We start from the raw sequence: 13,185 nt of genomic DNA, 5'->3' as shown, positions 1-13,185 counted from the left end.
CGGATCACAAGACCCGGACGGGGTTATAAATTTGGCATTGAACATAGTGCACGCTGTTGAGTTCTCAAGAATCGGACACATCCCGCCTCCACACCAGAAGAGGTGCTTCACAACGGAAGTGATCGAAGATGTTGCCTTAGTCGGAAGACTTCGCTAAGCTGGAGAAGTTGTTCTCTCAGCCGCCGTGGCAACTTGACTAACTTAGCACATCCGCAGGCCGTGTCAAATCCGGCTTCTTCGCGATGTCGTTGCGCTCGTAGGCGCTCCGACGTTGCTCGGTTCCGGACCTGAGTCCGTCGCCGGGCGGCGAAGTTGCTGGACCCGAGGGATCCTGCGAAGGCTTTACATCCGTGCGGCAGACGTGACCCGAAGGACTGTCTTGCCGAGTGGATGGTGCCGAATGAGGCCGGGACGTCGAACCGTGCTCCCTGAGGAGCCCTGTTCTTCCGTTTCCCTGCGGCCTGTGTGGCGACCTGGAATAAGTTACGGCCCGATCCCGGCACTGTCAAACCGGGCCCCCGAAACCGCTCATCCCGGGCGTGTCGCGCTGGGGGTCCTCCCCAGGGCGCGGATGCCGGAGCTCTCCACCGATCGCCCGGTCGGGCCTCTTCTGCCCCGGCACTGCTGGCCACAATGGGCGCATGTCTCTCCCCGACCAGCCCCGTCCCCTGCTCGCCTCCCTCGAGGAGGCGGTCGCCGCGATCCACACGGCGGCGTCGGACCGGCGTCTCCTCCTGGTGGGAGTGACCGGATCGCCGGGCGCCGGCAAGTCCACGGTCGCCGAGCGGCTGCGTGCTCGCCTTCCCGGCGCGCTCGTCCTCCCGCTCGACGGGTACCACCTGCCCCAGCAGCGTCTGCGCGAACTCGGCCGGCGTGAGCGGATGGGTGCGCCGGACACCTTCGATGTCGTCGGATTCCTCGGGGCCTTGCGGAGTCTCCGGACCGCGCAGCCGGGCGACACCGTGCGGGTCGCCTCCTTCGATCGCACGATCGAGGAGCCGGTGCCGGACTCCCTCGCCCTCCTCGTGGGCGAGCGGACCGTCGTCCTGGTCGAGGGCAACTACCTGCTGCTCGAGGACGACGGCTGGGGTGAGGTCGCCGGCCTCCTCGATCTGACGCTGCACCTGCGGGTCGAGCCGGCCCTCCGCCGACGGCGACTGGTCGCGCGGCACCTCCGCTTCGGCAAGACCCTGGAGGAGGCGATCGCCTGGGCCGACGGGCCCGACGAGCGGAACGCGGAGCGGATCGAGGCGGCGGGAGCGCGGGCCGACGCGATCCTCGAGGAGTCCGCTCCCCGCGCCGTGCGGATCCTTCACCTCTCGGACACGCACCTGCTCGCCGACCCCGCTGCCCGGTACAACCGCATCGTCGATCCGCGCGCCGCACTCGACGCGGTGCTCGCCGCCCACTCCGCCGTCGCCGACCTCGACGCCGTCGTGGTGTCCGGCGACCTGAGCGATGACGGCGATGCCGAGTCCTACCGGGTTCTGCGCGCGAGGCTCGAGGAGTGGTGCGCCGAGCGGGATGCCGCGCTCGTGCTCGCCCTCGGCAATCACGACGACCGCGAGGGCTTCGGCTCCGACGGGGCCTGGAACACAGAGGTCGTCGTGCGCGGGGTGCGGATCCTCGTGCTCGACTCCTCCGTTCCGGGCGGAGCGTCCTGGGGACTCCTCGCCGAGCCGACGCTGGCGTGGCTGCGGAATCGAGTGGCCGAGGACCCGGAGACGCCGACGGTCGTGGTGCTGCACCACCCGCCGATCGAGCCGGTCACCCCGCTGCACCGGCGGATGGGACTCGCGAATCCGCACGACTTCTGGGAGGCGGTCGAGGGTTCGACGCTCCTGGCGGTGCTCGCCGGGCACTGGCACCACGCCTTCGTCGACACGACCCACCCGGCTCCGGTGGTGGTCGCTCCCGGTTCCGCGAATCGGACCGACGTCCTCGCCGGGCCGCAGCACGAGCGGTCGATCGCCGCCTCGGGAGCCGCGATCGTGGAGATCCTGCCGAACGGGGTGCGCGTGACGAGCACCGAGATCGATGCTCCGCACCGGGGCAGCGAGCTCTTCGACGTCAGCGGGGAGGTGCTCGCCGACTGGCAGCGACGCCTCGGTTTCCCGGGATGACGCGGCCGCGCTCGAAGGGATGACTCCCTCGGACGGGGAAGCGGACGGCGCGGGGCCGCATGCGACAGCCCGCGCCGCCCGCTGCTCGGGGGCGCTCGGTCCGGGGGACCGGGCGGAGGTGCGCGGCACCGGGATCAGCCGGTACCGCGCACCAGGGGTCAGGCGTGGATGCCGACCTCTTCCGGCGAGACGTCCGCACCGGGGGCGGAGGGCTCGAGGGCCTCGGCGACGCGCTGCGACAGCGAGCTGTCCACGTTCGCCCAGTACTGGAGCACGCGCCGGCGCAGCTCCGGGCGGGTCACCTTGGAGACGTGGCCGGCGATGTTCGCGACAAGGCGCGCCTTGGCGTCGTCGTCGAGGACGTCGCGGTAGAGCGTGCCGGCCTGGCCGAAGTCGTCGTCCTCGGGGTGCAGGGTCGCCGCGGCCCGCGTGAGAGCACCGTCGGTCTCCCAGCCGGGGCCCTCCGCCGCGCGGGCGGGGTCGGCGTGCGCGCCGCCCATCGTGTTCGGCGCGTAGACGGGCACCTCGGAGCGCTGGAAGTCGAAGCGCATAGCGCCGTCCTTCGAGTACGAGTGCACCGGCGACTTCGCGGCGTTGACCGGCAGCTGCGCGTGGTTGGTGCCCACGCGGTAGCGGTGCGCGTCGGCGTAGCTGAAGATGCGCGCGAGCAGCATCTTGTCGGGGCTGGCCTCGATCCCGGGCACGAAGTTCGAGGGGGCGAAGGTCGCCTGCTCGATCTGCGCGAAGTAGTTCTCCGGGTTGCGGTCGAGGGTCATCGTGCCGACCTCGATCAGCGGGTAGTCCGCGTGCGGCCAGACCTTGGTGAGGTCGAACGGGTTGAACCGGTAGGACTCGGCGTCGGCGTACGGCATGACCTGGACGGAGAGGGTCCACGAGGGGTGGTCGCCGCGGTCGATCGCAGCGGACAGGTCGCGGATGTGGAAGTCCGCGTCCTCGCCGGCGATCTGGTCGGCCTGCTCCTGGCTGAGGATCTCGATGCCCTGGTTCGTCTTGAAGTGGTACTTCACCCAGAAGCGCTCGCCGGCGGCGTTGACCCACTGGTAGGTGTGCGAGCCGAAGCCGTCCATGTGCCGCCACGAGCTCGGCAGGCCACGGTCGCCCATCAGCCAGGTGACCTGGTGCGCCGACTCGGGCGAGAGGGTCCAGAAGTCCCACTGCATGTCGTGGTCGCGCAGGTGGGTGCCGGGCAGGCGCTTCTGCGAGCGGATGAAGTCGGGGAACTTGATGCCGTCGCGGAGGAAGAACACCGGGGTGTTGTTGCCGACGAGGTCGTAGTTGCCCTCGCTCGTGTAGAACTTCAGCGCGAAGCCGCGCGGGTCGCGCCAGGTGTCGGGCGAGCCCTGCTCGCCGGCGACGGTGGAGAAGCGGGCGAGCATCTCGGTCTCGACGCCGGGCTGGAACAGCGCGGCGCGGGTGTACGCGCTGACGTCGCCGGTGGTGACGAAGCGGCCGAAGGCGCCGCCGCCCTTGGCGTGGACGACGCGCTCCGGGATGCGCTCGCGGTTGAACTGCGCGAGCTTCTCGAGGAGGTAGTGGTCGTGGAGCGCGATGGGGCCGTCGGCTCCGACGCTGAGCGAGTGCTCGTCGCTGGCGACGGGGGCTCCGGCATCGGTCGTCGTGAATCGTTCCTCGGTCATGAGTCCTCCTGTCGGCGGAGCGCTGTCTCGCCCTCCGCGGCGGTGATGGCGGGCGCCGGCCGGGTCTCGGCCTGCGCGAGGCAGTCGGGGCAGGTGCCCCAGAACGTGATGTCGGCCGTGTCGATGGCGAAGCCGCTCGACGACGACGGGTGCAGGCAGGGCGCCTGACCGACGACGCAGTCGACGTCGGCGACGGCGCCGCAGCTGCGGCAGACGACGTGGTGGTGGTTGTCGCCGACCCGGAGCTCGAAGCGGCGGGCGTGGCCCTCCGGCTCGATGCGGCGGGTGAGGCCGGCCTCGGTGAAGGCGGCGAGGACCCCGTACACGGCCTGGGCCGAGGCGTCGGGCAGATCGACGCGCACCCGCGCGAGGATCTGATCGACGTCGGAGTGCGGATGCCCCTCGAGCGCCTGCAGGACGGCCCGCCGGGTCGCGGTGGCCTTGAGCCCGGAGGCTCTCAGCCGGTCGTCCGTCATCGTCATGAGGACAAGGCTACCGAGTTGTGTTGAATAGTTCAAAACAACGGCGCGTCGCGGTGGGTGCGCTGGCGCCGCGTGCGCGTGCTGGCGGGGCGGGTCTCGATACGCCGCTGCGCGGCTACTCGACCAGCATGTTCGCCGCGGATGGAGCGGCGCGCTCAGCCCTGTTCATGCGCGCGGATCAGCCCGCGCAGCGGCCCGTCCATGCTGATCGAGCAGCCCGCGCAGCGGGCGTATCGAGATCCACCCCCGTCAGCACGCGGGTCTGAAGACCGCCCTGCTGGGCACGGCGGGTCTCGATACGCCGGTCCGCGGCTACTCGACCAGCATGCTTCTCGCTGATGAACGAGCCCGCGAAGCGGACCGCTCCTAGGCGACCGGGCCCTCGACGAGGGTGACGGTCGCGGACTGCGAGGTGCCGGCGGCGGTGGTCCAGGTGAGGGTGACCGATTCGCCGGGCTCGCGCTGGGCCAGGTCCGCGGAGAGGGCGTCGCCCGAGGTGACGGCCGTGCCGTCGACCGCGGTGACGACGTCGCCCGCGACGAGACCGGCGGCGGCAGCGGGGGTGCCCTCGATCACGCCGGCGATGACGGCGCCCGCCGCGGCGCTCGCGCCCGAGACGGCTCCGGAGGCGGTGCCCGCCGTCGTGCTGGACGGCAGCGAGACGCCGAGGAAGGCCGGGTAGCCGATCGCGACGGTCGACGTGTCGGCGCCCGCCTCGATCGTCGCGACGATGTCGAGGGCCTTCGAGATCGGGATGGCGAAGCCGGTGATGTCCGCGGTTCCACTGGAGGCGGCGGTGTCGATGCCGACGACCTTCCCGGCCGCATCGACCAGCGGGCCGCCCGAGTCGCCCGCGACGATGTCCGCGTCGACCTGGATCAGGCCGGTGAGCTTCTCGCCGGTGATGCCGGTCTCGGCCTGGGTGGTGATGCTCTGGCCGAGGGCCTCGACGGTGCCGGCCGCGGCGACCAGGTTGCCGGTGCCCTTCGCGTTGCCGACGGCGGTGACGGCGTCGCCGACCGCGACTCCGTCGGTGTCGAGGGTCGCCGGGGTGAGGCCCGAGGCGTTCTCGAGCTGGAGCACGGCGACGTCGTTGGTCTTGTCGGTGCCGACGACGCGGGCGGTGTAGGCCTGCCCGGTGCTCTCGACCGTGACGGTGATGCTGGTGGAGCCCTCGACGACGTGGTTGTTGGTGAGGATCATGCCGTCGGAGGTGAGGATGACGCCGGTGCCGGCGGAGGTCGCGCCCTCGTAGGTGAGGTCGGAGGTGATCGTGACGACGCCGGCGGTCTGCGCGGTGCTCGCGGGGACGGCGTCGGTCGCCGTGGACGTCGACGTGGAACCGGAGGTCCCCGAGCCGGTGCCGCCCGAGCCGTACCCGTACACCGACCCGCTGCCGGAGCCGTCTCCCGAGGAGGACCCGCCCGAGTAGGGCAGCACGACGATGCCGCCGCCGAAGGAGCCGCGGGAGCCGCCGGGGTAGACGATGGTGCTGGCGGCGCTCGACGAGGCGGCCGAGGCGGACTCGGAGCGGCCGGCGAGCGAGACGCCGCCCGCGGTGACGCCGATCAGCAGGGCGAGCCCGGCACCGCCGGCGATCAGGGCGCGACGGCGGCGGCGGCGGTCGTCGGTCCGGAGCGCCTGGCGCTCCTCGGCGCCGGTGGGGTCCGTCGCGGTGGCAGCGGGCTCGCGCTCGGCGCTGTGGGATTCGGGTGACTCGTTCATGATGCGTCCTCGTGGCCGGGGCCGCCCCTGACGGCGACCGGAGTCCATTCGACGACCCGCCGCATCGCGCGGGCTGGACACTGCCTATGGCGATCCTATGAACCCGGCGGCGCCCCCTCCTCCAACTTCCTCTTGCGAGGAAATAGTTGTGGCTACAACTGAGTTGGACCTAGCATGACCGGCATGACCACCTCCTCGCCCGACCTGCTCGCCCCCGACACCGTGATGGGGGCGGTCACCCTGCGCGTCGCCGATCTCGACGCGATGGTCGCCTACTACCGCGACGCCGTCCTGCTCGATCTGCTCTCGCAGGACGGCTCGGTCGCGGTGCTCGGCCGCGGCGGCGTCCCGGCGGTGATCCTCCAGCACGCGCCGGAGCTGCGGCACGCGGCCCCGCGCAGCGCCGGCCTGTTCCACACCGCGATCCTCTTCGAGTCGGAGGCGGCGCTCGCCGCCGCCGTGCACAGCGTCGCGACCCGGCACCCCGGCTCCTTCACCGGCAGCTCCGACCACCTGGTGAGCAAGGCGTTCTACTTCGACGACCCGGAGCACAACGGCGTCGAGCTCTACTGGGACCGCGACCGGACTCAGTGGTCCTGGACGCACGGGCGGATCGAGATGTCGACGCTCTTCCTCGACCCGAACGCGTTCCTCCGGGAGCACCTGACCGAGGAGGCCATCGCCCAGCCGCGGCTCGGCGGCGCCTCGGTCGGCCACGTGCACCTCAGCGTCGGCGACGTCGCGACGGCAAAGGAGTTCTACGTCGACCGCCTCGGCTTCGAGACGACGATCGCCTACGGCGGGCAGGCGCTGTTCGTCTCGGCCGGCGGCTACCACCACCACATGGCGATGAACACCTGGAACTCGCTCGGCGCCGGGCGGCGGCAGCTCGCGCTCGGGCTGGGGCAGGTCGAGATCGTCGTGCCGGCGGCGGACGATCTGGGCGCGCTCGGCGAGCGCCTGCGCAGCGCGAAGGTCGCGACCGCGGACGACGGGCGGACGCTGTCCTTCGAGGACCCGTGGGCGAACACCCTGCGGGTGACCGCGGCGGCCTGAGCGGAAGGCCCGTCGAGACGGGCGATGACGGGACGGATCGCCGGAAAGCCGGGCGGGTACGATGGGCGCGCGGAGATCCGCACAGCCCCTCGAGACTCCGGAGAACACGGTGCCCACGATCGTCGTTGAAGTCATGCCCAAGGCCGAGCTGCTCGATCCGCAGGGGAAGGCCGTCGCCGGCGCGCTCTCGCGCCTCGGCCACTCCGCCGTCACGGGCGTGCGGGTGGGCAAGCGCTTCGAGATCACCGTCGACGAGGTGACCGACGAGGTCCGTGCCTCGATCACGGCGCTGGCCGACGACATGCTGTCGAACTCGGTGATCGAGGACGTCGTCGGCATCCACTACCCGGAGGCGTGATCATGCGGATCGGCGTCATCACCTTCCCCGGCTCGCTCGACGACCGCGACGCCCAGCGCGCGGTCCGCTTCGCCGGCGCGGAGCCGGTGGCCCTCTGGCACGGCGATCACGACCTCGACGGCGTCGACGCGATCGTGCTGCCCGGCGGCTTCTCCTACGGCGACTACCTGCGCTGCGGCGCCATCGCCTCGCACTCGCCGATCATGCGCGAGGTGATCGACGCGGCGAACGCCGGCACCCCCGTCCTCGGCATCTGCAACGGCTTCCAGATGCTGACCGAGGCGCACCTGCTGCCCGGCGGCCTGATCCGCAACGACGTCGGCTCCTTCGTCTGCCGCGACCAGCGGCTCGTCGTCGAGAACGCCGCCACCGTCTGGACCAGCGACTTCGAGGCCGGCCAGGAGATCACCATCCCGCTGAAGAACGGCGAGGGCGGCTACATCGCCTCGGCCGAGACGCTCGCGGAGCTCGAGGGCGAGGGCCGCGTGGTCTTCCGCTACCTCGGCGCGAACCCGAACGGCTCGATGAACGACATCGCCGGAGTCGCGAACGCGCGCGGCAACGTCGTCGGCCTGATGCCGCACCCCGAGCACGCGGTCGAGCCGGGCTTCGGCCCGGACACCCCGGCGGCGATGCGCTCCGGCGTGGACGGGCTCGCGTTCTTCACCTCCGCGGTGCGCGCGCTGGTCGCCACGGCCTGACGCCCGGCCGCGCTACTCCTGCGCGGCGCGCAGACCCGCGATCTCGCGCGCTGCGCCGTAGAGCGCGAGGACGGCCGCGGCGTGCGCCTCGGGCGCGAAATCGGTGAAGGCGTCCCGTGCCGCCGCGGCCGCCGCGTGGACCGGGGCGCGGTCGCGGCAGAGCCGCTCCAGGTACTCGGCGAAGGCGGTCGGCTCGACGGGCGCGAGAAGTCCCGGGCCGTCGAGGCCCTCCGTGAGGGCCGGGTCGACGTAGAGGACTCCGCGGCCGCCCTGCAGCGCCTCGACCACGACCATCGGCTGATTGTCGAAGCCGGACGAGGTCAGGGCGACGAGGTCGGAGCGGCGGACGGCGTCGCCGATGAGGCGGTTCTCGACGAAGCCGCGGAAGACGACGGCCGGGGACCCCGCCGCGAGCCGGATCGCGGGGGCGAGCGAGGGACCGGTGCCGATGATCTCGACGCGGAGGGCATCGGGGTCGCGGGCGAGGACGGCGAGGCAGGCCTCGACGAACGGGACGAGCCGCTTCTCCGGTGCGCACCGGCCGACCCAGAGCAGGCGGAGCGGACCCGAGCCGTCCGGCGCGACATCGCCGGGGCCGGGTTCCCGCGGGATCACGGTGTTGGGCAGCACCGCCACCCGCGGCAGGCCGGCGCGACGGAGCGCCTCGGCCTGGTGGGCCGACGGGGAGATGACGAGGTCGGCCCGGGCGGCGGCGCTCCGGGTGACGTCGCGGAGGAGCTCGCCGAGGCGGTCGTCGCCGCCGCGTCGCGGGCGCGGGCGGCGGCCGGTCACGGCGGCGACGTAGGCCGCGGCGAACGGCGCCAGCAGGCGGCCGGCGCGACCGGGCACCCCGCGCCAGAAGAAGGTGTGCACCGTGGCGACCGAGGGGAGCGAGAGCGCCGCGGCGACCTCCAGCGCGGCGACCGCGAGGCCGAACTCGGAGTGGACGTGGACGGCGCCGACCTCCTCGTCGCGGAGCAGCCGCTCGAGCAGGGCCCGGGTGCGACGGGAGTCGCGGACGACCGGCAGCTGCGCGACGGGGATCCGGGGTGCCGGGATCGGGCGCACGTCGATGCCGTCGAGCGGCAGCGTCGTGGCGGAGCGGGGGGACGACCAGCAGGACGCGGACGCCCGCCTCCACGAGGCTCCGGCACTCCGCGACCATCGCCGTCTGCGCGCCGCCGGTGTAGTCGAGCGCGTAGTCGCTGACGACCGCGACGGTCGACTGCGCCGCCGAGGGAAACCGAGTACTGCTCATGACCATCGGGCGACGCTAGCAGCGGCCGGCGGGGCGGCTCCGCGGAGGCGCGTCGGGCGGCGCTCGGTGCGGGCGAGCGAGGCAGAACGCGCGCTGCGCGCTGCGCGCTGCACGCTGCGCACCATGCTGGTCGAGTAGCCCCGAAGGGGCGTATCGAGACCCCGCGTGCATGCGGTGGTGGATCTCGATACGCCCGCTGCGCGGGCTACTCGAACAGCATGAAGCGCGCCCCTTGGGCGAACTGCTCTCTCGGCGGCGGAGCGCGGCGCAGCCGCTCCATCGTGAGGAGGGGCTACGGGCCCGTCAGCACCTCGGGCTCCGGGGTCATCGAGATGGTGGGGATGGAGGCGGTGATCACGGTGCCGTCCGAGCGGCGGGTGCCCTCGATGTCGGACGTGGTCGGCGCTCCGGTGAGGCGCGGGCCCTGGTGGCCGAGGCCGACGCGGACCGGGTTGCCGGACTCGACGTGCACGCGCTCACCGCGGACGGTGATCGCCGCGGCGTCGCCGGACTCGACGGTCAGCAGCACCGCCTCCTGGGTCACCTCGACCCGGACCCGCGTGCCGTGCAGCGCGATGCGGAAGGTCAGGCGGTCCCAGTCGTCGGGGAGGCGCGGGTCGAGCGTGATCCGCCCGCCGTGGTCGCGCATCCCGCCGAAGCCGTAGACCAGGGCGGACCAGACGCCGCCGGTCGAGGCGACGTGGATGCCGTCGGCGGTGTTGCGGTGCAGGTCGGCGAGGTCGACGAACAGCGCCGAGAGGAAGTAGTGCCGGGACAGCTCGCTGTAGCCGACCTCGGCCGCGATGATCGACTGCACGACCGCCGAGAGCGTCGAGTCGCCGGTGGTCAGCGCGTCGTAGTACTCGAAGTCGGCGCGCTTCTGCTCCGCCGTGAACTCGTTGCCCTGCAGCAGCAGCGCGAGCACGACGTCGGCCTGCTTGAGCACCTGGAAGCGGTAGATCACCAGCGGGTGGAAGTGCAGCAGCAGCGGCCGCTTGGACGCCGGGGTGTTCTCGAGGTCCCACAGCTCCTTCTCGAGGAACGCCGCGTCCTGCGGGTGGATGCCGGCGCGCGCGTCGAAGGGGATGTGCATCTTGTCGGCCGCGCGGGCCCACTCGATGACCTCGTCCTCGTCCAGCAGCAGCCGGGCGACCATCCGCTCGTAGGCCGACGGCTCGACGGCCTTGAGCAGCTCGACGGCGCGGGCGGCGGCGCGCAGGTTCGAGCGGGCCATCACGTTCGTGTACAGGTTGTCGTTGACGACGGTCGTGTACTCGTCCGGCCCGGTGACGCCGTGGATGTGGAAGTGGTCGTCGCCGTTGCTGCGCCAGAAGCCGAGGTCGGCCCACATCCGCGCGGTCTCGACCAGGATGTCGATCGCGCCGCGGGCGAGGAAGTCGTCGTCGCCGGTCGCGCCCACGTACTGCATCAGCGCATAGGAGATGTCGGCGTCGATGTGGTACTGCGCGGTGCCGGCGGCGTAGTAGGCCGACGACTCCTGGCCGTTGATGGTGCGCCAGGGGAAGAGCGCGCCGCGCTGGTTGAGCTCGGCCGCGCGCGAGCGGGCCGCCTCGAGCATGTTCTGGCGGAAGCGCAGGGCGTTGCGCGCCACGAGCGGCGCCGTGTAGCTGAGGAACGGGAGGACGTAGACCTCGGTGTCCCAGAAGTAGTGGCCGCCGTAGCCGGAGCCCGAGACGCCCTTGGCCGCGACGCCGCCGCCGTCCGTGCGGGCGGTGGACTGCGCGAGCTGGAAGAGGTTCCAGCGGGTGGCCTGCTGGATCGCCGGCTGGCCGTCGATCTGCACGTCGGAGCGGGTCCAGAAGTCGTCGAGCCACTCGCGCTGCTTGGTGAACTGCTCCTCCACCGGGGTCTCGCGGGCGCGGTCGAGCGTGCGGTCGCAGCGGTCGGCCAGCTCGCGCACGGGGACCCCGCGGGAGGTGTGGTAGGTCAGCGTCTTCACCAGGCGCACCGGGACGCCGGCCTTCGCCTTCACCCGGTAGACGTGCTTGGCGAGGTCGTCGTCGATCTGGGAGGTCTGATCCCACTCGTTCTCGGTCTCGAGCACGTGCTCGGCACCGCAGGCGACGGTCATCCGGGAGTTGGTGGTGCGGTAGCCGAGCAGGTAGCGCGTGCCGCTGACCCGCTTGAGCTGCGGCTGCAGCACCCGGTCCTCGAAGGACTCGGCCTTGCGCGGGTCGAAGCCGGCCGCCTCGCTGCCCGAGGGCGCGTGGTACTCGTCGACGCCGTCCTGGCGGTTGAGGATCTGACTCGAGATCAGCACCGAGGCGTCGTGGTCGAGCATCTCGACCTCGTAGTCGAGGATCGCGAGGTGCCGGTCGGTGAAGGAGACCAGGCGGCGCGAGCGGATCAGCACGCGCTTGCCCGAGGGGGTGCGCCACTCCAGCTCGCGGGTGAGCACGCCGTTCGCGAAGTCGAGGCGGCGCGTGTAGGCGAGGACGTCGGCCTCGCTCAGCACGAACGGCTCGTCGTCGACGTAGAGGCGGATGATCTTCGCGTCCGGCACGTTGACGATGGTCTGGCCGACGCGGGCGAAGCCGAACGCCTCCTCCGCGTGCCGGATGGGCCAGGTCTCGTGGAAGCCGTTGATGAAGGTGCCGTAGGCGTAGCCGTCGCGGCCCTCCTCGACGTTGCCGCGCAGGCCCAGGTAGCCGTTGCCGGTCGCGAAGAGCGTCTCGGTGCGCCCCTGCAGCTCGGTGGCGAACTCGGTCTCGATCAGCGACCACTCGTCGACCGGGAACCGGTTGCGGTCGAGCGGGTCGGAGGTGATGGGGTTCATGCGGCGTCCTCGGGGGCGGGGGCGGAGGGGAGGAAGGGGAGCAGCTCGGCCAGGTCGTCGACGACGATGTCGGCGCCGTGCTCGAGGAGGGTGTCGCGGCCGACGCCGCGGTCGACGCCGACGACGAGGCCGAAGGCGCCCGCGCGGCCGGCGGCGACTCCGGAGTGGGCGTCCTCGACGACCACGCACTCGGCCGCGGTCAGCCCGAGCAGCTGCGCGGCGTGCAGGTAGGTGTCCGGCGCGGGCTTGCCGGCGATCGCGTCGCGGGCGGCGAGCAGCCCGTCGACGACGACCTCGAAGCGGTCGCGGATCCCCGCGGCCTCGAGCACCGGCACGCCGTTGCGCGAGGAGGTGACGACGGCCACCTCGACGCCCGCGGCGATCGCGGCGTCGACCAGGGCGAGCGAGCCGGGGTAGGGGGCGACGCCATTCTCGGCGAGGGTCTGGTTGAAGGCGTCGTTCTTGCGGTTGCCGAGTCCGCAGACGGTCTCGAGGGCGGGGTCGTCGCTGGGCGAGCCCTCGGGGAGGGTGATGCCGCGCGAGGCGAGCAGCGCCCGGACGCCGTCGTAGCGGGGGCGGCCGTCGATGTACCGGAAGTAGTCGGCGTCGGTGTAGCCCTCGGTGATGCCGCGCGACTCGAGGTACGGCGTGAAGAGGCGGGCCCAGGCCTGCATGTGCACGTCGGCGGTGGGGGTGAGCACCCCGTCGAGGTCGAAGAGCAGCGCTTTCGCCCGGCCGAGGGCGGAGGCGTCGGGGCGCGTCGGTGAAGCAGTCACAGCGGGGAGGACCTCTGGTCGGGGCACGGGTGCGGTGGGCTCCGCCGTCGACAGGCCGTCCGCGCGGACACCGGGTATCGTATACGCCCCCCGGTCGCCGTCTGGAACCGTTTACACGTCCGACATCTGCGGGCCCCGGACGGTCTGCGCGGCCGGTCCGCGCCGGTGCGCGCGGAGTCGTCCGCGGAACGAAGGCCGGAGGACCGGATCCGCGCGTTCGCGGGCGATCCCGGGCGCTCGGCCTTCGTTGC

General features: G+C 72.2%; 10 protein-coding genes. 4 read left to right on the top strand and 6 right to left on the bottom strand.

Features of this window, described 5'->3' with window-relative positions; translation table 11 throughout:
* Positions 1-641 precede the first annotated feature (641 nt).
* Complete coding sequence (locus EDF43_RS14460; RefSeq protein WP_132437447.1) at positions 642-2,123, top strand: metallophosphoesterase; 1,482 nt, start codon at positions 642-644, stop codon at positions 2,121-2,123.
* A gap of 158 nt (positions 2,124-2,281) precedes the next feature.
* On the opposite strand, the gene EDF43_RS14455 is transcribed toward EDF43_RS14460, so the two are convergent.
* The 3 genes from EDF43_RS14455 to EDF43_RS14445 all read right to left on the bottom strand — a co-directional run bounded on the left by EDF43_RS14455 (position 2,282) and on the right by EDF43_RS14445 (position 5,988).
* The gene (locus tag EDF43_RS14455) at positions 2,282-3,781 is read right to left on the bottom strand and encodes a catalase (RefSeq protein ID WP_123705970.1); all 1,500 of its coding nucleotides are present in this window, start codon (positions 3,779-3,781) and stop codon (positions 2,282-2,284) included.
* Positions 3,778-4,263: a Fur family transcriptional regulator gene (locus tag EDF43_RS14450; RefSeq protein ID WP_185019989.1), complete on the bottom strand. Its 486-nt coding sequence runs from the start codon at positions 4,261-4,263 to the stop codon at positions 3,778-3,780. The genes EDF43_RS14455 and EDF43_RS14450 overlap by 4 nt, the downstream gene beginning before the upstream one ends.
* A 366-nt stretch (positions 4,264-4,629) precedes the next feature.
* Entirely contained in the window at positions 4,630-5,988 is a 1,359-nt protein-coding gene (locus EDF43_RS14445; RefSeq protein ID WP_207901761.1) for a trypsin-like peptidase domain-containing protein, read from the bottom strand.
* A 174-nt stretch (positions 5,989-6,162) separates the two neighbouring features.
* On the opposite strand from EDF43_RS14445, the gene EDF43_RS14440 reads away from it, so the two are divergent.
* From EDF43_RS14440 to purQ, 3 genes are all read left to right on the top strand, one after another.
* Complete coding sequence (locus tag EDF43_RS14440; RefSeq protein WP_132437446.1) at positions 6,163-7,044, top strand: VOC family protein; 882 nt, start codon at positions 6,163-6,165, stop codon at positions 7,042-7,044.
* 109 nt (positions 7,045-7,153) lie between these two features.
* Entirely contained in the window at positions 7,154-7,402 is a 249-nt protein-coding gene (gene purS, locus EDF43_RS14435) for a phosphoribosylformylglycinamidine synthase subunit PurS (protein ID WP_132437445.1), read from the top strand.
* Between the two features lie 2 nt (positions 7,403-7,404).
* Positions 7,405-8,103, top strand: a complete 699-nt coding sequence (gene purQ, locus EDF43_RS14430; RefSeq protein WP_123447083.1) for a phosphoribosylformylglycinamidine synthase subunit PurQ — start codon at positions 7,405-7,407, stop codon at positions 8,101-8,103.
* Between the two features lie 12 nt (positions 8,104-8,115).
* On the opposite strand, the gene EDF43_RS14425 is transcribed toward purQ, so the two are convergent.
* The 3 genes from EDF43_RS14425 to EDF43_RS14415 all read right to left on the bottom strand — a co-directional run bounded on the left by EDF43_RS14425 (position 8,116) and on the right by EDF43_RS14415 (position 12,934).
* Positions 8,116-9,171: a glycosyltransferase gene (locus EDF43_RS14425; RefSeq protein ID WP_165909127.1), complete on the bottom strand. Its 1,056-nt coding sequence runs from the start codon at positions 9,169-9,171 to the stop codon at positions 8,116-8,118.
* 482 nt (positions 9,172-9,653) lie between these two features.
* Entirely contained in the window at positions 9,654-12,158 is a 2,505-nt protein-coding gene (locus EDF43_RS14420; RefSeq protein WP_132437443.1) for a glycosyl hydrolase family 65 protein, read from the bottom strand.
* Entirely contained in the window at positions 12,155-12,934 is a 780-nt protein-coding gene (locus EDF43_RS14415) for a beta-phosphoglucomutase family hydrolase (protein ID WP_132437442.1), read from the bottom strand. Before EDF43_RS14415 ends, EDF43_RS14420 begins: the two co-directional genes overlap by 4 nt.
* Positions 12,935-13,185 lie beyond the last annotated feature (251 nt).

Origin of the sequence: Rathayibacter sp. PhB179, from assembly GCF_004345345.1 — a bacterium.
Lineage (GTDB): Bacteria > Actinomycetota > Actinomycetes > Actinomycetales > Microbacteriaceae > Rathayibacter > Rathayibacter festucae.
Note: the sequence above shows the minus strand (reverse complement) of the source record. Positions and strands in the feature narration are given on the sequence as shown.

Excerpts from the sequence above, each read along its gene's own strand:
- EDF43_RS14455 (WP_123705970.1), bottom strand. The coding sequence starts at position 3,781 with ATGACCGAGGAACGATTCACGACGACCGATGCCGGAGCCCCCGTCGCC.
- purQ (WP_123447083.1), top strand. The coding sequence starts at position 7,405 with ATGCGGATCGGCGTCATCACCTTCCCCGGCTCGCTCGACGACCGCGAC.
- EDF43_RS14450 (WP_185019989.1), bottom strand. The coding sequence starts at position 4,263 with ATGACGATGACGGACGACCGGCTGAGAGCCTCCGGGCTCAAGGCCACC.
- EDF43_RS14460 (WP_132437447.1), top strand. The coding sequence starts at position 642 with ATGTCTCTCCCCGACCAGCCCCGTCCCCTGCTCGCCTCCCTCGAGGAG.
- EDF43_RS14445 (WP_207901761.1), bottom strand. The coding sequence starts at position 5,988 with ATGAACGAGTCACCCGAATCCCACAGCGCCGAGCGCGAGCCCGCTGCC.
- EDF43_RS14420 (WP_132437443.1), bottom strand. The coding sequence starts at position 12,158 with ATGAACCCCATCACCTCCGACCCGCTCGACCGCAACCGGTTCCCGGTC.
- EDF43_RS14440 (WP_132437446.1), top strand. The coding sequence starts at position 6,163 with ATGACCGGCATGACCACCTCCTCGCCCGACCTGCTCGCCCCCGACACC.